Source organism: Microbacterium sp. NPDC057659 (assembly GCF_042799915.1).
Classification (GTDB): domain Bacteria; phylum Actinomycetota; class Actinomycetes; order Actinomycetales; family Microbacteriaceae; genus Microbacterium.
Genome location: NZ_JBHVHU010000001.1, coordinates 392,094 through 408,596 on the forward strand (window position 1 = coordinate 392,094; position 16,503 = coordinate 408,596).

16 protein-coding genes are annotated in these 16,503 nt (G+C 69.8%); 14 read left to right on the top strand and 2 right to left on the bottom strand.

Features of this window, described 5'->3' with window-relative positions:
- Positions 1-49: 49 nt before the first annotated feature.
- From ACFVAE_RS01930 to ACFVAE_RS01980, 11 genes are all read left to right on the top strand, one after another.
- A complete protein-coding gene (locus ACFVAE_RS01930; protein ID WP_116242083.1) occupies positions 50-241 on the top strand; it encodes a hypothetical protein in 192 nt (63 codons plus the stop codon).
- A gap of 64 nt (positions 242-305) precedes the next feature.
- Positions 306-2,966, top strand: coding sequence for an alanine--tRNA ligase (gene alaS / locus ACFVAE_RS01935; protein WP_378887348.1), 2,661 nt, complete (start codon positions 306-308; stop codon positions 2,964-2,966).
- A complete protein-coding gene (ruvX, locus tag ACFVAE_RS01940) occupies positions 2,963-3,436 on the top strand; it encodes a Holliday junction resolvase RuvX (RefSeq protein WP_378887350.1) in 474 nt (157 codons plus the stop codon). Before alaS ends, ruvX begins: the two co-directional genes overlap by 4 nt.
- Positions 3,437-3,438: 2 nt before the next feature.
- Positions 3,439-5,370 (top strand): endolytic transglycosylase MltG, encoded by a 1,932-nt coding sequence (gene mltG, locus ACFVAE_RS01945; protein WP_378887352.1) that lies wholly within the window; start codon positions 3,439-3,441, stop codon positions 5,368-5,370.
- Positions 5,370-6,188 (top strand): shikimate dehydrogenase family protein, encoded by an 819-nt coding sequence (locus ACFVAE_RS01950; RefSeq protein WP_378887354.1) that lies wholly within the window; start codon positions 5,370-5,372, stop codon positions 6,186-6,188. The genes mltG and ACFVAE_RS01950 overlap by 1 nt, the downstream gene beginning before the upstream one ends.
- A gap of 20 nt (positions 6,189-6,208) precedes the next feature.
- Complete coding sequence (gene aroC, locus ACFVAE_RS01955) at positions 6,209-7,435, top strand: chorismate synthase (protein ID WP_378887356.1); 1,227 nt, start codon at positions 6,209-6,211, stop codon at positions 7,433-7,435.
- A 6-nt stretch (positions 7,436-7,441) separates the two neighbouring features.
- Positions 7,442-7,963 (top strand): shikimate kinase, encoded by a 522-nt coding sequence (locus ACFVAE_RS01960; RefSeq protein WP_378887358.1) that lies wholly within the window; start codon positions 7,442-7,444, stop codon positions 7,961-7,963.
- Complete coding sequence (gene aroB / locus ACFVAE_RS01965) at positions 7,960-9,039, top strand: 3-dehydroquinate synthase (protein ID WP_378887360.1); 1,080 nt, start codon at positions 7,960-7,962, stop codon at positions 9,037-9,039. Before ACFVAE_RS01960 ends, aroB begins: the two co-directional genes overlap by 4 nt.
- Positions 9,036-9,560, top strand: a complete 525-nt coding sequence (locus tag ACFVAE_RS01970; protein ID WP_378887362.1) for a GNAT family N-acetyltransferase — start codon at positions 9,036-9,038, stop codon at positions 9,558-9,560. The genes aroB and ACFVAE_RS01970 overlap by 4 nt, the downstream gene beginning before the upstream one ends.
- The gene (locus ACFVAE_RS01975; RefSeq protein WP_378887364.1) at positions 9,557-9,997 is read left to right on the top strand and encodes a type II 3-dehydroquinate dehydratase; all 441 of its coding nucleotides are present in this window, start codon (positions 9,557-9,559) and stop codon (positions 9,995-9,997) included. The genes ACFVAE_RS01970 and ACFVAE_RS01975 overlap by 4 nt, the downstream gene beginning before the upstream one ends.
- A gap of 17 nt (positions 9,998-10,014) precedes the next feature.
- A complete protein-coding gene (locus tag ACFVAE_RS01980) occupies positions 10,015-10,506 on the top strand; it encodes a tetratricopeptide repeat protein (RefSeq protein ID WP_378887366.1) in 492 nt (163 codons plus the stop codon).
- Here ACFVAE_RS01980 and ACFVAE_RS01985 read toward each other — a convergent pair.
- Entirely contained in the window at positions 10,503-11,108 is a 606-nt protein-coding gene (locus tag ACFVAE_RS01985) for a GrpB family protein (protein WP_378887367.1), read from the bottom strand. The genes ACFVAE_RS01980 and ACFVAE_RS01985 overlap by 4 nt on opposite strands.
- A 117-nt stretch (positions 11,109-11,225) precedes the next feature.
- On the opposite strand from ACFVAE_RS01985, the gene efp reads away from it, so the two are divergent.
- A complete protein-coding gene (gene efp / locus ACFVAE_RS01990; RefSeq protein ID WP_116242093.1) occupies positions 11,226-11,789 on the top strand; it encodes an elongation factor P in 564 nt (187 codons plus the stop codon).
- Between the two features lie 2 nt (positions 11,790-11,791).
- Complete coding sequence (nusB, locus tag ACFVAE_RS01995; protein WP_378887370.1) at positions 11,792-12,202, top strand: transcription antitermination factor NusB; 411 nt, start codon at positions 11,792-11,794, stop codon at positions 12,200-12,202.
- Between the two features lie 28 nt (positions 12,203-12,230).
- Here nusB and ACFVAE_RS02000 read toward each other — a convergent pair whose 3' ends face one another.
- Complete coding sequence (locus ACFVAE_RS02000; RefSeq protein ID WP_378887372.1) at positions 12,231-13,145, bottom strand: DUF4349 domain-containing protein; 915 nt, start codon at positions 13,143-13,145, stop codon at positions 12,231-12,233.
- 114 nt (positions 13,146-13,259) lie between these two features.
- On the opposite strand from ACFVAE_RS02000, the gene ACFVAE_RS02005 reads away from it, so the two are divergent.
- The gene (locus ACFVAE_RS02005) at positions 13,260-16,502 is read left to right on the top strand and encodes an SNF2-related protein (RefSeq protein WP_378887374.1); all 3,243 of its coding nucleotides are present in this window, start codon (positions 13,260-13,262) and stop codon (positions 16,500-16,502) included.
- The last annotated feature ends 1 nt before the right edge of the window (position 16,503 follow it).

Here is a 16,503-nt window from a genome sequence, read left to right on the forward strand (position 1 = left end):
CGAGAGGCGTCGGGGGATTCCCCGGCGCCTCTCGTCATAGGATGGCGGAATGAAGAATCTGCTGTGGCTCCTGATCGGCGTGATCGGCGGGTTCGTCGCTGCGCACTTCATGAACAAGGACCCGCGCGGCCACGACGTCCTCGCCGACCTCGACTCGCGCATCACCGAGTTCACCAACATCGTCGGCGACGCGTACCGCGCCGAGGCGGCCCGGCTCACCGAGCCCGGCGCGGACGCCTGACCCGACCCTTCCTGCGCGCCTGACGGGCGCGCGTCGTTCCCACGCAAGGACACCGAACACCCCCATGAAAACTGCGGAGATCGCGCAGCGCTACCTGAACTACTTCGAGAAGAACGACCACCTGATCGTTCCCTCGGCATCGCTGGTCAGCGAGGATCCCTCGCTGCTGTTCACGGTCGCCGGCATGGTGCCGATGATCCCGTACCTCACGGGAGTCGTCCCGGCGCCGCATCCCCGCATCGCCGATCTGCAGAAGTGCATCCGCACCAACGACATCGAAGAAGTCGGCCGCACCGCACGCCACGGCACCTTCTTCCAGATGCTCGGCAACTGGTCGTTCGGCGACTACTTCAAGGAAGGCGCGATCCGGTACGCCTGGGAGCTGCTGACCTCGTCCGAGGCCGACGGCGGTCTCGGATTCGACGAGAAGGACCTCTGGGTCACGGTCTACGAGACCGATGACGAGGCGGAGTCGATCTGGCGCGACATCATCGGTCTGAAGCCGGAGCGCATCCAGCGCCTCGGTCGCGCGGACAACTACTGGAACACCGGCCAGCCCGGCCCCGGCGGCCCCGACTCGGAGATCTTCTTCGACCGCGGTCCGGCGTACGGCAAGGACGGCGGCCCGGCGGTCGACGACTCGCGCTTCCTGGAGATCTGGAACCTCGTGTTCATGCAGGACTTCATCGAGAACATCCGCAGCAAGACCGAGTTCGACATCGTCGGCGAACTGCCGCAGAAGAACATCGACACCGGCATGGGCCTGGAGCGCGTCGCGTTCCTCAAGCAGGGCGTCGAGAACATGTACGAGACCGATCAGGTGCGTCCCGTGCTCGATCGCGCGGTGGAGCTGTCCGGTCGCACCTATGGCGCCGTGCACGAGGACGACGTCCGCTTCCGCGTCATCGCGGATCACGTGCGCTCGTCCCTGATGCTGCTCTCCGACGGCGTGCGTCCGTCGAACGAGGGCCGCGGCTACATCCTGCGCCGCCTGATGCGCCGCACCGTGCGTGCGATGCGCCTGCTGGGCGTGGACGCGCCGAGCTTCCCCGAACTGTTCGAGGTGTCGAAGGACGCCATGAAGTCGGCCTACCCGATTCTCGAGACCGACTGGTCGGTGCTGTCCTCGGCCGCCTTCGCCGAGGAGGAGACGTTCCGGCGCACGCTCGCCTCGGGATCCACCATCCTCGACCTCGCCCTGAGCGACACGAAGAAGGCCGGCGGGACGACCCTGAGCGGCTCCGAGGCGTTCCTGCTGCACGACACCTACGGGTTCCCGATCGACCTCACTCTCGAGGTCGCCGAGGAGGCCGGACTCGATGTCGACCGCCCCGCCTTCGACGAGCTCATGCAGGGCCAGCGCGACCGCGCCAAGGCCGACGCGCGCAACCGCAAGCGCCAGCTCGCCGACGTCTCGGTGTACCGCGAGTTCCGTGCCGCGGGCGAGACCGTGTTCGCGGGTTACACCGACCTCGAGACCGAGTCGCGCGTGCTCGGCATCATCGTCGACGGCGTGCCCGTGCCCTCGGCATCCGAGGGCCAGGTCGCCGAAGTGATCCTCGCCGAGACCGCGCTGTACGCGGAATCGGGCGGCCAGGTCGCCGACAAGGGCCTGATCGTCGGCCCCGGCTTCGAGCTGGACGTCCTCGACGTGCAGAAGCCGGTGCCCGGCCTGATCAGCCACACGGTGCAGGTCGACTCCGGCGTCGTCGCCGTCGACGACCGTGCACGCTCCGTGGTGGATGCCGCGAACCGTCGTGCCGCCCGCCAGGCGCACTCCGCGACGCACCTCGTGCACGCCGCGCTGCGCGACACGCTCGGCAAGACCGCCACGCAGGCCGGTTCGCTGAACCGCGCCGGATACATGCGCTTCGACTTCGCCTGGTCGCAGCCGCTGTCGCTCGAGACACGCTCCGAGATCGAGGAGATCACCAACCGTGCGGTCAATGACGCGCTCGAGGTGACCACCCGCATCGTCTCGCTCGACGAGGCGAAGGAGGCGGGCGCCATGGCGCTGTTCGGCGAGAAGTACGGCTCGGTCGTGCGGATGGTCGACATCGGCGGGCCCTGGTCGCGCGAGCTCTGCGCCGGCACACACGTGTCGTCCAGCTCCGAGATCGGTCTGGTCAGCGTGGTCGGCGAGTCGTCGGTCGGCGCATCCAACCGCCGCATCGAGGCCCTGGTCGGCCAGGACGCCTTCCGCGAACTGGCCGCCGAGCGCACCGTGGTCTCGCAGCTGTCGGCCGCGCTGAAGGCGCCGCGCGACCAGCTGTCCACGCGCATCGAGGAGCTGCAGGCGAACCTCAAGGCCGCCGAGAAGCGCATCGCCCAGTTCGAGGCCAAGGAGCGCGAGGGTCGCGTGCCCGCGCTGGCCGAGTCGGCCGCGCCTGCAGGTCCGCACCACGTCGTGGCTGCGTCGCTGGGTGAGGTCGGCTCCGCCGACGACGTGCGCACCCTCGCCCTGAGCGTGCGCGAGCGCCTCGGATCGGATGCCGCCGTCGTCGCCCTCGGTGGTGTAGCGAACGGCCGTCCGATCGTCGTGATCGCCACGAACGACGCCGCGCGCGCCGCGGGCGCCAAGGCCGGCGCACTCGTCCGCATCGCGGCCGGCGTCCTCGGGGGCGGCGGTGGCGGCAAGGACGACGTCGCACAGGGCGGCGGCACGGATGCGTCGGCACTGGACTCCGCACTGGACGCCGTGGTCACGGAGCTGAAGCGCGCGTGACCGGCTTCCGACGCGGCATCCGTCTCGGCATCGATGTCGGGAAAGCGCGGGTCGGTGTGGCGCGCTGCGATCCCGACGGGATGCTGGCGGTGCCGGTCGAGACCGTGCCGCGCTCCGAGACCTCGGTCGATCGGATCGCTGAGCTGTGCGCGGAATGGGAGCCGATCGAGCTGGTCGTCGGGCTGCCGGTGAACATGCGGGGCGAGGAGACCCTCTCCACGACGGATGCCAGGGAGTTCGCGGCCGCGCTGGGGGAGCGCACCGGACTGCCGGTGCGGATGGTCGACGAACGCCTCAGCACCGTGTCCGCACACTCCGCGCTGCGCTCCTCTGGAAGATCTCAGAAGAAGTCTCGTAGCATTGTGGATCAGGTCGCCGCAGTAGTGCTGCTGCAGCATGCGATCGACACCGAGAAGAGCACCGGTACCCCCGCCGGCGCGATCATCGACCCACCCGAGGAGCAATCCTGACCATGCCCGACCCTGGCAGGCAGAACGAGAGCCACCCCCCGAGGCTCAGCGATCTCTTCGACAATCTGCCGACCGCCGGTTCGCAGTTGCCGCAGCCCGATCGCACGCCACCACCCGCCGGCTCCCGCCGCGCTGCGCGTCAGGCGCGCCAGGCCTCGGGGGCGATCCCTGTCGTCTCCGAGCAGGCGGCGCAGGAGGCCGCGGCCCAGCAGGCTGCGCACCAGCAGTTCCTGGCGCAGCAAGAGGCTGCCGCCGCGCGGTTCGCTGAGCAGCAGCGGGCGGCCGCGGAACAGTTCGCTGCGCAGCAGCGCGCTGCGCAGGAGGCGGCGGCGCAGCTCGCCGCACAGCAGCAGGTAGCGCAGCAACAGCCGACATCGGCGCCGCAGCAGGCGGCACCGCAGCCGGCGGCGCCAGTGCCCGATAGCGCTGTGCAGCCACGCCCTGCGGCGGTCGAGCAGCCGCAGCCCGTCGTGCCGCTGTCCGCCTCCGAGCCCGCCCGGCGTGCGCCCGAGGCTCCGTCGATCACGGGCCCCTTCGCGATCACGGTGACGGGCTCGCAGGCCATCGTCGAACAGCAGACCGCGTCGTATCCGATCATGGCCGTACCCGCCTTCCAGGCCGCGGCAGCGTCCGACCCCGCACCCGAGCCCGAGCAGCAGCCGACCGCTCGGACCGCGGCGTTCGAGCCAGAACCCGCGCGGCGTCCGGCGCCGCAGGAGCGTGCTGCGCGGGCCCCGGACCCGGCGCCCGCGGAGAGCGATCCCTTCGGCGGCGGAGGCTCAGACGGTCCGAACGAGTTCGATTCGCTCTTCGCGGCCGAGGCGGATCACGAGCCTGCGAAGAAGAAGCGCGGCAAGGGCTGTCTGATCTCGCTGATCGTGCTGCTCGCGATCCTCGGCGGCATCGCCGGTGCGGGGGCCTGGGTCTACAACACTTATAGCGACAAGATCAACGAGGTCATGGGCTGGGGGCCGTCGAAGGACTACGAGCCGGGTCAGGCGACCGGCGAGGCGTTCGTGACGATCAAGGACGGCGACACCGGTCAGCCGATCTCGACGGCACTGAACGCGGCCGGCGTGACCAAGACTCCTTCGGTCTTCTACGACATGCTCGTCCAGAAGGGCGTCTCGCCCACGTTCTATCCCGGTGTCTACAAGCTGCAGAAGAAGATGACGGCGGATGCCGCGCTCAAGGCGCTCCAGGACGACGCCAACCGCATGGAGAACACCGCCTCGGTTCCGGAGGGCGGTCAGATCAAGAACTTCCTGCCGACGGTCGCAGAGTCGCTGGACATGCCGCTGGCCGATCTCCAGGCGGCCGTCAAGAACCCGGCGGACTACGGCGTGAAGGCGACGAGTCTCGAAGGCTGGCTGTTCCCCGCGGTCTACACGTTCGATCCGGGTTCGACGGCGAAGGACGTCATCCAGAAGATGGTCGACCGCACCCGCACGTCGCTCGCGGATGCCGGTGTCGCGGCCGGTGACGAGGAGCGCGTGCTCACGATCGCGTCGATCGTGCAGCGCGAGGGGCACACCGCGGACTTCGGGAAGGTGTCGCGAGTGATCGACAACCGGCTCCAGCCCGGCAACACCGAGACGCACGGCAAGCTCGAGATGGACTCGACGGCGCAGTACGGGTACGGCCTGACGCACGACGGAGCCGTGTCGTCCTGGCCGTGGAAGGCGGTCAAGGCCGACCAGAACCCGTGGAACACGTACGCGCACCAGGGACTTCCGTCCACGCCCATCTCGAGCCCGAACGATGCAGCGATCAAGGCGGCGCAGAACCCTGAGCCCGGCTCCTGGTACTACTTCGTCACGGTGAACCTGGACACCGGCGAGACCGTGTTCTCGTCGACGTACAAGGAGCAGCAGGCCGCGGAGGAGAAGTACAAGGCATGGTGCAAGGCCAATCCTGACGGCGGCTGCTACTGATGCCGGAGCGCACCAGGCTCGCCGTCTGGGGCGATCCGATCGACCACAGCCGTTCGCCGCAGCTGCACACCGCGGCGTACCGACGGCTCGGCCTGGACTGGACGTACGACCGCCGCCGGGTGGGCGCCGCCGGCTTCGCCGACGCGTTCGCCGGCCTGGATGCCACATGGCGTGGCCTGTCGCTCACGATGCCGCTCAAGGAGCAGGCGTTCCGCGCCGCAACCGTGCGCGATCGCCACGCCGAGCTCACCGGCGCGGTGAACACGCTGCTCCTCAGTGATGCGGTGCACGGGTTCAACACAGATGTCGGCGGACTCGTCGACGCGTTCACCGAGGCGGGCGTCACCGGAATCCGCCATGCGCGGATCCTCGGGGCGGGCGCGACGGCGGCATCTGCCCTCGTCGCCGCTGCGGAACTCGGTGCCGAGCGCATCGAGGTCCGTGCACGCCGGCCCGAGGCCGCGATGCACCTGGTCGCGCTCGGGGAGCGGGTCGGGGTGCCGACCTCGGTAGAGGCCTTCACCGAGCCGGCATCCGTCGTCGACCTCACGATAGCGACGCTGCCCAGTGGCACAGCGCTCGATGAATCGGTCGCCGACGCACTGGCGGCGACCGGCGGCGCACTGCTCGATGCGGCCTACGCGCCGTGGCCCTCGGCCCTGGCGTCCCGCTGGACCGGGCCGACGATCCTCTCCGGGCTGGAGATGCTGCTGCACCAGGCCGTGCGGCAGATCCGGATCTTCCGATCCGGCACCCAGGACACCGCTCTTCCGGACGAGACAGCGATCATCGGGGTAATGCGCGAAGCACTGTCCTGAAGGCATGGGAGACTGGAGCAATGCTCCGCGTGCTCACGGCCGGCGAATCGCACGGCCCCGAACTCATCGCCGTCATGGAGGGCCTTCCCTCCGGCGTGCCCATCTCGGCCGAGGGAATCCAGGCCGACCTGCAGCGACGCAAGCTCGGCTATGGCCGCGGCTCGCGGATGAAGTTCGAGCAGGACGAGCTCACGATCTCCGGCGGTGTGCGCCATGGCCTCTCGCTGGGCAGCCCCGTCGCGCTGCGCATCGGCAACACCGAGTGGCCGAAGTGGACCGAGGTCATGAACCCGGCTCCGGTCGACCTCACCGACATGTCGCGCGGCCGCGGCGCTGCGCTGACCCGCCCGCGCCCGGGACACGCCGATCTCGTGGGCATGCAGAAGTACGACTTCGACGAGGCTCGTCCGATCCTCGAGCGCGCCAGTGCCCGTGAGACCGCGGCGCGCGTGGCACTCGGCGCGATCGCGCGTGCCTTCCTCGCTGAGCTCGGCATCCGTCTGGTCAGTCACACGCTCTCGATCGGCCCCGTCCAGGTGCCGGAGGGCTCGGCGCTGCCGACGCCCGACGACGTGGACGCGCTCGACGCCGATCCACTGCGCTGCTTCGACGCCGCGACCTCCGCGCTGATGGTGGCCGAGGTCGACGCGGCCCGGAAGGACGGCGACACGCTGGGCGGCATCGTCGAGGTGCTCGCCTACGGACTGCCGCCGGGACTCGGCTCGCACGTGCACTGGGACCGCCGCCTGGACGGACGTCTCGCACAGGCGCTGATGAGCATCCAGGCCATCAAGGGCGTCGAGGTCGGCGACGGCTTCGAGACCACGCGCCGTCGCGGCTCGGCCGCGCATGACGAGCTCTTCGAGGCGGAGGACGGCATCACCCGCGGCTCCGACCGCGCAGGCGGAACCGAGGGTGGCATGTCCACGGGCACCGTGCTGCGCGTGCGCGCGGGGATGAAGCCGATCGCGACCGTGCCGCACGCGCTGCGCACGATCGACGTCGCCACCGGCGAGCAGGCCACAGCGCACCACCAGCGCTCCGATGTGTGCGCCGTGCCCGCGGCCGGCGTCGTCGCCGAGGCGATGGTCGCGATCGAGCTGGTGAACTCGGTGCTGGAGAAGTTCGGCGGCGACAGCGTCGGCGAGACCCGCCGCAACCTGAACTCGTACCTCGAGGCGATCCCGGAGTCGCTGCGCACGGCGCCGGCATCCGAGGCCGCGCTGATCGCGCAGGAAGAGGCCTGATCGGCGATGGCGGGCTCGGCTGAGCATCCGCTCACGCTGGTGGTGGTCGGACCGATGGCAGCGGGCAAGACCAGCGTCGGGCGTCGCGTGGCGCGCACGCTCGAGGTGCCGTTCATCGACACCGACAAGCGCATCGCCGCCGCGCACGGGCCGATCCCCGAACTGTTCGAGGCGCACGGCGAGGCGCATTTCCGTGAGCTGGAGCGCGAGGCGGTCGCCGGTGCGCTGGCCGAGGGTGGCGTCGTGTCGCTCGGTGGCGGAGCGGTGACGGATGCAGGAACCCGGACGCTGCTGTCCGGGCATCCGGTCGTGTACTTGACGGTGACCGCCGCGGCCGTGGCCGCGCGGATCACCGGCGGCGGGCGACCGCTGCTGGCAGGAGAAGACCCTGTCGCGCGCTGGGAGGAGATCTTCCAGGCGCGGCGCGGTCTGTACGAGGAGGTGGCCGACCTGACGGTCGACACCTCGAAGCGTCCGATGCGGAAGATCGCGGACGAGATCGCCCAATGGCGGAAGGAACAGGAATGAGCACGACCACGATCGGTGTCACGGGGCACGAGAACTACGAGATCACCGTGGGTCGCGACATCCTCGACCAGGTCGTCGAAGCGCTCGACCCCGCCGTCCGCAAGGTGCTCGTCGTGCACCCGCCGACGCTGTCGGCGCGAGCCGCGCAGCTGCGCGAGCGCCTGATGTCGAGCGGGTCGCTCGAGGTGCTGCTCGCCGAGATCCCGGACGCCGAGCAGGGCAAGCGCATCGAGGTCGCGGCGTTCTGCTGGCAGATCATGGGCCAGTCCGACTTCACCCGCACCGATGCGGTGATCGGCTACGGCGGCGGATCGGTGACGGATGTCGCCGGCTTCGTCGCCGCCACCTGGCTTCGCGGCGTGCAGGTCGTGCAGGTGCCGACGACGGTGCTCGGACTGGTGGATGCCGCGGTCGGCGGCAAGACCGGCATCAACACCAATGAGGGCAAGAACATGGTCGGCGCGTTCTGGGCTCCGCGCGCGGTGATCGGCGACCTCGACGAACTGACCAGCCTCAGCGCCAACGAGGCGACCGCCGGCTACGCCGAGGTCGTGAAGGCCGGTTTCATCTGGGCGCCGGAGATCCTCGACATCGTCGAGGCCGCGCCGGAGCGCGCGATCGACCCGGCGACAGACGAGTTCCGCCGCACGATCGAACTCGCCATCGACATGAAGGCCAAGGTCGTCTCGGACGACTTCCGTGAGGCAGGGCTCCGCGAGATCCTCAACTACGGACACACCCTCGGGCATGCGATCGAGCACGCAGAGCGCTACCAGTGGCGTCACGGCGCCGCGATCTCGGTCGGCATGATGTATGCCGCGGAGCTGTCGCGTCTGGCCGGGCGCCTGTCTGACGAGGCTGTAGACCGGCACCGGTCGATCCTGGAGACGCTGGGCCTGCCCACGACCTATCGCGCGGGCGCCTGGCCCCAGCTGCTCGCGACGATGCAGCGCGACAAGAAGGCGCGAGGCGGGATGCTGCGGTTCATCGTGCTCGACGACATCGCCAAGCCGACGGTGCTGCAGGCGCCGGACGAGTCGCTGATGTTCGCGGCGTATCAGGAGGTCGGTGCGTGAGCATCGAGATCCGGCGGATCGCGCCGGGGGAGTGGGAGCAGGTCAGGGCGCTGCGCCTTCGTGCGCTGGGCGATCCTGTCGCGCATCTCGCGTTCCTGGACACGGTCGAGCATGCATCGGCGCAGCCCGACGAGTTCTGGCGGGACCGGACCGAGAACGCCGCGGTCGGCGATCGGGCTGCGCAGTTCGTCGCGATCGCGGAGGACGGCGAGTGGTTCGGGTCGGCGACAGTGATCGAGAACCGCGATCACCCGGGCGCGGGGCTGGTCGTCGGCGTGTACGTCGCTGAGGGGCACCGCGGCACCGGCGCGATCGAGGCGCTCTTCGATGCGGCGGCATCCTGGGCGCGGCAGACCGGGCGGTCCGCGCTCTATCTCGAGGTGCACGTCGACAACCTGCGCGCGCAGCGCGCCTACGAGCGCTGGGGCTTCGTGCGCACCGGCGAGCTCACGCGCCAGCACAACGGCGACGAGTACGTCATGGTCCACGCGCTCGGCGCCGCTGATAGCGTGGGCGCGTGAACCAGCCCCGCCGTCTGCTGCTCGTGAACGGGCCGAACCTGAACTTGCTCGGCACCCGCGAGCCGGGGATCTACGGCACTGAGACACTCGCCGATGTCGAGCGGCTCGCCACGGACGCGGCGTCGGCCCTCGGCTACGAGATGCGTGCCGTGCAGAGCAATCACGAGGGCGTGCTGATCGATGCGATCCACGCGGCGCGGGCTGACTGCGCGGGCATCGTGATCAATCCCGGTGGCCTGACGCACACCTCGGTGTCGTTGCGCGACGCGCTCACCGGCATCGGCCTGCCGTTCGCCGAGGTGCACATCTCGGATGTCTACAAGCGCGAGGAGTTCCGGCACTTCTCGTACCTGTCGGATGTCGCCGCTGTGCGCGTCGTCGGCCACGGCGTGCAGGGCTACGCGGAGGCCGTGCGCGAGCTCGTGGCGCTGCTCTAGCCCGGCATACTTGACGGATGGACCTCCACGCCGAACTCGACCGCATCGTCGCCGCCCGGGCCCGGGACGACATGCAGCCCACGATCGACGCGCTGCTGCCGTATCTCGAGACCCACCCCGGCGATGCCAGGGTGCTGTACGAGGTCGGTGGCGCCTACGACACCGCGGGGGAGGAGGCCACAGCGCGCGGGTACTACGAGCGGGCGCTCGACGCCGGGCTGGAGGGCGACATCCTGCGTCGCTGCCACCTGCAGTACGGCTCCACGTTGAGGAACCTCGGCGAGCTGGAGCGGTCGCTCGAGGTCTTCGACGAGGGACTGCGCGCCTTCCCCGGCTCGCCGTCCCTGGCGGTGTTCCGGACGCTCACGCTCCACGCCGCAGGACGGAAGGACGCGGCGATGGCCGGCCTTCTGGAGGTCATCGCCGACGAGGCGGCATCGTCCGAGCTCGACCGCTACCGTCCCGCCATCCGTGGGAACGCCGAGTACCTCGGGTCGCTGGAAGGCTAGGTGGGGACGCCGGCGGCATCCAGCGCACGACCGATGATCTCGCGCAGGACCCGCTGCTTGCGTGCGTTGTACTCGTCGACGGTCTCGTGCGCGGTCGTCGCGGCGACAGCGGACTCGAGCTTGATCGCCGCATAGCGGTCGCGGTCGGCGGCGTCACCGCGCAGGTGGTCACGCAGAATGATGTGCCGCCACGGTTCGGGGGAGTCCGGGCCGAACACGTGCAGGTTCACGCGAGGCTCCACGAACTTCAGCATCCGATGCCCGTGCCACCAGGGCTCGCGCACGGTGTGCACCCAGCCGGAGCCGGTGAGGACGGGGACGTAGCGGGTCTCGTCACCGGGATCGGCGACGGTCAGATCGATGTCGATGATCGGCTTCGCGCTAAGACCGGGCACGGAGGTGGAGCCGACGTGCTCGACGCGCAGCGCACGCGGGCCGAGCACGTCGCGGATGCCGGTAGCGACACGCGCGAACAGCCTCGGCCAGGCATCGTCGTAGGGCACGACCGCGATCGGAGCGCGACTCGGAGGCACGAGGTAGGCGGACTCGCCTTCCGGAGGCGAGTCGTCGGAGAACGCGCGGAGATCGACGGCGGTGGGCATTCCGAGAGCTTATCGAGGGCCGATTTGCCCGCATCCCGTAGGATGGGTGGTCGGCCGCGTTCTGCGCGCATCCGCGCCCGGCCACTCACGTCAACACACGAACGGACTTCCACCAGCATGGCATCCACCGCAGACATCAAGAACGGCGTCGTCCTGTCGATCGACGGGCAGCTCTGGAGCGTCATCGAGTTCCAGCACGTCAAGCCGGGCAAGGGCGGTGCGTTCGTGCGCACCAAGCTGAAGAACGTCGTCAGCGGCAAGGTCGTCGACCGCACCTACAACGCCGGCGCGAAGATCGACATCGAGAACGTCGACCGCCGCGACTTCACGTACCTCTACACCGACGGAGACGGCTTCGTCTTCATGGACGTCGAGGACTACGACCAGATCACCGTCGGAGCGGCCACCGTCGGCGACGCGAAGAACTTCATGCTCGAGAACCAGCAGGTGCAGATCGCGCTGAACAACGGCAACCCGCTGTACATCGAGCTTCCCGCCTCTGTCGTGCTCGAGGTCACCTACACGGAGCCCGGCCTGCAGGGCGATCGCTCGTCGGCCGGCACCAAGCCCGCCACGGTCGAGACCGGCTACGAGCTTCAGGTGCCGCTGTTCCTCGAGACCGGAACCAAGATCAAGGTCGACACCCGCACCGGCGGCTACCTCGGCCGCATCAACGACTGACCTTGAGCGCACGGAGCAAGGCGCGCAAGCGCGCCCTAGACATCCTCTTCGCCGCCGACGTGCGCGGTGAGGACATCGCGACCACCCTCGCTTCCGAAGCCAAGCGCGCGGCCAGTGAGCCGGCCCGCGAGGCCTCCTGGCTGTACGCTCGCGAGATCGTCGACGGCGTCGTGGACCACCGCGACGACATCGACGAGCAGATCACGACCCACAGCCGCGACTGGAGGCTCGAGCGCATGCCGGCCGTCGACCGTGCCGTGCTGCGCATCGCCGCCTGGGAGATCCTGTACAACGACGAGGTGCCGACCGCCGTCGCCATCGACGAGGCTGTGGAGCTCGCCAAGGAGCTCTCCACCGACGAGTCCGGCGCGTTCGTGCACGGCGTGCTCGCACGCCTCGCCCGCGCCGCCTGACCCAGTCCTCCCGACGCGCCGCGCTGAATCAGCGCGGCGCGTCGTGCTGTACCGGGGGCTCCACGGGCGCGCCTTCGGGCGCCGTCTCCGCGACGGCCACCGGAACGGATGCCGCCCCGCGCCTCCGTACGAGCCACAGCACGACCAGGGCGATCACCGCGAGTACGACCAGCCAGGGCAGCAGGAACGCGAGCGCGATGCCCAGGGCCGACCAGAAGCCGACGAACGCCGTCCATCCGGCAGCCATGGCCTCCAGCGGATTCTGCGGCGCGTGCTGCGGCGGCACGTACACCGAGGCGAACGTCACGGTGACGGTGGCCATCGCGACCCGGTCGTCGAGATCACGCTTCTGGGCGGTGAGCGACTCCAGTTCGCCCTGACGCTCCGAGATCGCCTGCTCCAGTTCGATGAGGTCCGAGGTCTTCTGCGCGGTGCCGAGCCATTCGGTGTACCGCGCGATCGAGGTGCGCAGCGTCGTGATGCGGGCGTCCAGATCCCGCTGCGTCGCACCGACCTCCTCGGCCGAGAACGACGTCTCCTCCAGATCGCCGAGCTTCTTCAGGGCGACACGGGCGTCCTCCAGGTCGTCCGCGGGGATGCGCAGCACGATCTCGGCCCGAGCAGCGGCCCCGCTGCCGCCGGCGTCGTCGTTCCGCGAGTCGACCCGCCCGCCCGCGTCGACGGCGATCTTCGTCGCCTCATCCGCGGCGTCCAGCGGGTCGTCGGCCGTGAACAGCATCCGTCCGGTGGTCACCACCTCGGCGTCCTTCGCCTCTCCGCCGGATGCCTGCTCCGAGGTCGAGCCCCCCGCATCCTGCGCTGACTGCCCGTCGCTCCTCGCCGTGTCACCGGACGAACCACCCATCGCGGTGCACCCCGCGGCGCCCAGCATCAGCGCCGAGAGGAAGACGACCGCCACCAGACCTCGCCGCATCCTGTTCATAGCCACAGGCTAGGTGCGACTGCGTGAGCGTGGGATCACGATCCGGGAAGGTTTGGATAACGGCGCGGCAACGGGAGCGCGATCGGTGTCGACGGCGACTGGCAGGATTGCTCCATGCCCTTCCCGCACATCGACGACGTGACTCTCAACCGCCACGTCGGCACCATGACGCTGCAGCGGGCGAGGGACTACCTCAGAACCGGAATGGTGCTCTCCACGCGCTGGGACGAGGAGAGCTCGGTGCTCACGGCGACGGTCAGGGGCAGCAGCATCGGCGACTACGCGTGCGTCATCCGAGTGGATGCCACGGCCGAGGTGCCGCGCATCATGTCGTCCCGCTGCACCTGCCCGATGGCGTCGGCCTGCAAGCACGTCGCCGCCGCCGTGCTCAAGGCCGACCGCGACACCGTCGTGCGTGCGGCGGTCGCGGCCCCGGCGCCCGCCAAGGCGGAGCCGTGGCGGCGGCTCATCCCCGAGACGCGCATGCCGGTGAGGCGGACGCCGCTGGCACTCGGCTTCGAGCTCCGGGTGCACGAGCCGAATGCGAACCCCTGGTCCACCAAGCGCACCGCACCGGCCGATCCGCGAGCTCTGGCGAAGGGCGAGGCGGACGTGCGTCTCGCGATGCGGCCGTACACGGCGAGCCCGCGCACCGGTGCCTGGATCAAGGGCGAGGTCGGCTGGGAGTCGTTCCGGCGCGCATCGCCCTCGTATCCGGTCGGCCAGCACCGATGGTTCGGCGACCTGCTCGCGCTGGCGCGCGACTCGCTGCTCTCCGGCACGGCAGGCGAGTGGATCCTGGTCGACCACATCGAGTCCGACGTCTTCCTCGATCACCTGGCCAGGGCGGAGGCCGCGGGTGTGCCGCTCATCGCCGTGCACAAGCACACGGATCTGCGCCTGGCCCGCACCGCCTCCTCGCAGGTGCGCGTGGAGCGCGGCGAGCAGGGTCTCGATCTGAGGCTGGCCGCGCAGGTCGACGGCGCGGACGCCGAGAACGTACGCCCCATCGGGCGCTCGGGCTTCTACACGTGGAGTGTCGTGAATCGGCGGATCGAGGTCGTCATCGCCGCCAGCCCCCTGGACGAGCCGTCGCGGATGCTGCTCGCCGAGGGCGGCTCGCTGTCCGTGCCGGCCGCGGATGAAGAGGCGTTCTTCACCGAGGCGTATCCGTCGCTTCGCAGGACGACGACGCTGGAGGCCGGTGCGGGAGTCTCTCTGCCCGAGGTGCACCCGCCGACGCCGGTGCTGTCGATCACGTTCCGAGGCGGGCACACCGCCGACCATCGGCTCACCTGGCGCTACGGCGGTCGCGGCGGCTTCCCGGTGACGCCGACGGGCGACGCGATCCGAGATGCGGAGGACGAGATCACGGAGTTGCGGGCCTTCGAGAGTCTCTGGTCCTCCGCATCCGATCTGCCGTTCGCGGCGGCCGGAACGGTTCGCGAGCTCGACACGGCGCGACTGATGGGCGAGGTGGTGCCGGCATTGGAGGAAGCCGGGATCGAGGTGATCATCTCCGGTGATCGCCCCGTCTATCGGGAACTCGCCGGCGAACCGGAGATCACGGTCACCACGGTGGAGAGCACCGACCCCGACTGGTTCGACCTCGGCTTCCTGGTGAAGATCGACGGGCGCACGATCCCGTTCGAGCCGCTGTTCACCGCCTTGGCGCTTCGGCGGAAGAACCTGCTTCTCGTCGACGGCAGCTACTTCTCGCTCGCACACCCCGCGCTCGATCGGCTCCGCGAGCTGATCGACGAGGCCGCGACGCTGAACGAGTGGGAGACCGGCCCGCGGATCAGCCGCTATCAGACCGCCCTCTGGGACGACTTCGAAGACCTCGCGGACCAGTCCGAGTCGGCCGTCTCCTGGCGCGCGACCGTCGAGGCGCTCCGCAGCGAGAGCGGTGTGCCCGCGGTCCCGGCGCCGGCCGGGCTGCGCGCAGATCTCCGCCCCTACCAGCAGGCCGGGTTCGAGTGGTTGGCGTTCCTGCGCCAGCACCGGCTCGGCGGCATCCTCGCCGACGACATGGGCCTCGGCAAGACACTCCAGCTCCTCGCGCTCGTGCAGCACGCGCGCGAAGCGGGGGAGGCTCGCCCCTTCCTGGTGGTCGCGCCGACCAGCGTGCTCCCCGCCTGGCGCGACGAGGCGGCGCGGTTCACACCCGACCTGCGGGTGCGCGTCGTGGAGACGTCGAAGGCGTCCGACATCCGAGAGGCCGCTGCGTCCGCCGACCTCGTCGTCGCGTCCTACGCCGTCGTGCGTCTGGCCGAGCACACGTTCCGCGATCGGGAATGGGCAGGTCTCATTCTGGACGAGGCGCAGTTCGTGAAGAATCCGTCCTCGCAGCAGCACCAGGCGGTCGCCGCGATCACCGCCGACGTGACCTTTGCCGTGACGGGCACGCCGCTGGAGAACAGCCTGATGGATCTGTGGGCGCTGTTCCACCTGACCGCGCCGGGGCTGTTCCCGTCCAAGCGGCGGTTCCGCGAGGACTACGTGCAGCCCATCGAGAAGGGCAAGGTGCCCGAGAACGCCGAGGGCGCGGACTTCCGGGCCGGACGCATTGCGCGCCTGCGGCGCCGCATCCGGCCACTCATGCTGCGTCGCACCAAGGATCTGGTGGCGTCGGAACTGCCTCCCAAACAGGAGCAGATCCTGCACGTCGAGCCGAGCCCCGCGCACCGCGCCGTCTACGACACGGTGCTGCAGCGCGAGCGGCAGAAGATCCTCGGGCTGCTCAGGGACCTCGACAAGAACCGGTTCATCGTGTTCCGCTCGCTGACCATGCTGCGCATGCTCGCGCTCGCGCCCGGGCTCGTCGACCCCGAAGACACCGGTCTCGGCTCGCGGAAGCTCGACGCCCTCGTCGAGCGCGCCGAGGAGCTGCGCGCCGAGGGACACCGGACACTCGTGTTCAGTCAGTTCACCTCGTACCTCGACATGGCCGAGCAGCGGCTGAAGGATGCCGGTGTGGCGTACAGCCGCCTGGACGGCACGACCCGCAAGCGGGGCGAGGTCGTGGGCGACTTCCGCGACGGCGAGCAGACGGTGTTCCTGATCAGCCTCAAGGCCGGCGGCTTCGGCCTGACCCTCACCGAGGCCGACTACGTGTTCCTGCTGGATCCGTGGTGGAATCCGGCTGCCGAGGCGCAGGCGATCGACCGCACCCACCGGATCGGGCAGCGTGAGCAGGTGTTCGTCTACCGCATGATCTCGACCGGCACGATCGAGGAGAAGGTCCTCGCGCTGCAGCAGCGAAAGGCACGGCTGTTCACCGCGGTGATGGACGACGACGAGCTGTTCGCGAAGTCGCTCACCGCCGACGACATCCGTGCGCTCTTCGAGGATTGAG

Bases quoted from the DNA above. Each gene is read 5' to 3' on its own strand.
- ACFVAE_RS01930 (WP_116242083.1), top strand. From the start codon at position 50: ATGAAGAATCTGCTGTGGCTCCTGATCGGCGTGATCGGCGGGTTCGTC.
- alaS (WP_378887348.1), top strand. From the start codon at position 306: ATGAAAACTGCGGAGATCGCGCAGCGCTACCTGAACTACTTCGAGAAG.
- mltG (WP_378887352.1), top strand. From the start codon at position 3,439: ATGCCCGACCCTGGCAGGCAGAACGAGAGCCACCCCCCGAGGCTCAGC.
- ACFVAE_RS01950 (WP_378887354.1), top strand. From the start codon at position 5,370: ATGCCGGAGCGCACCAGGCTCGCCGTCTGGGGCGATCCGATCGACCAC.
- aroC (WP_378887356.1), top strand. From the start codon at position 6,209: ATGCTCCGCGTGCTCACGGCCGGCGAATCGCACGGCCCCGAACTCATC.
- ACFVAE_RS01960 (WP_378887358.1), top strand. From the start codon at position 7,442: ATGGCGGGCTCGGCTGAGCATCCGCTCACGCTGGTGGTGGTCGGACCG.
- aroB (WP_378887360.1), top strand. From the start codon at position 7,960: ATGAGCACGACCACGATCGGTGTCACGGGGCACGAGAACTACGAGATC.
- ACFVAE_RS01980 (WP_378887366.1), top strand. From the start codon at position 10,015: ATGGACCTCCACGCCGAACTCGACCGCATCGTCGCCGCCCGGGCCCGG.
- ACFVAE_RS01985 (WP_378887367.1), bottom strand. From the start codon at position 11,108: ATGCCCACCGCCGTCGATCTCCGCGCGTTCTCCGACGACTCGCCTCCG.
- efp (WP_116242093.1), top strand. From the start codon at position 11,226: ATGGCATCCACCGCAGACATCAAGAACGGCGTCGTCCTGTCGATCGAC.
- ACFVAE_RS02000 (WP_378887372.1), bottom strand. From the start codon at position 13,145: ATGAACAGGATGCGGCGAGGTCTGGTGGCGGTCGTCTTCCTCTCGGCG.
- ACFVAE_RS02005 (WP_378887374.1), top strand. From the start codon at position 13,260: ATGCCCTTCCCGCACATCGACGACGTGACTCTCAACCGCCACGTCGGC.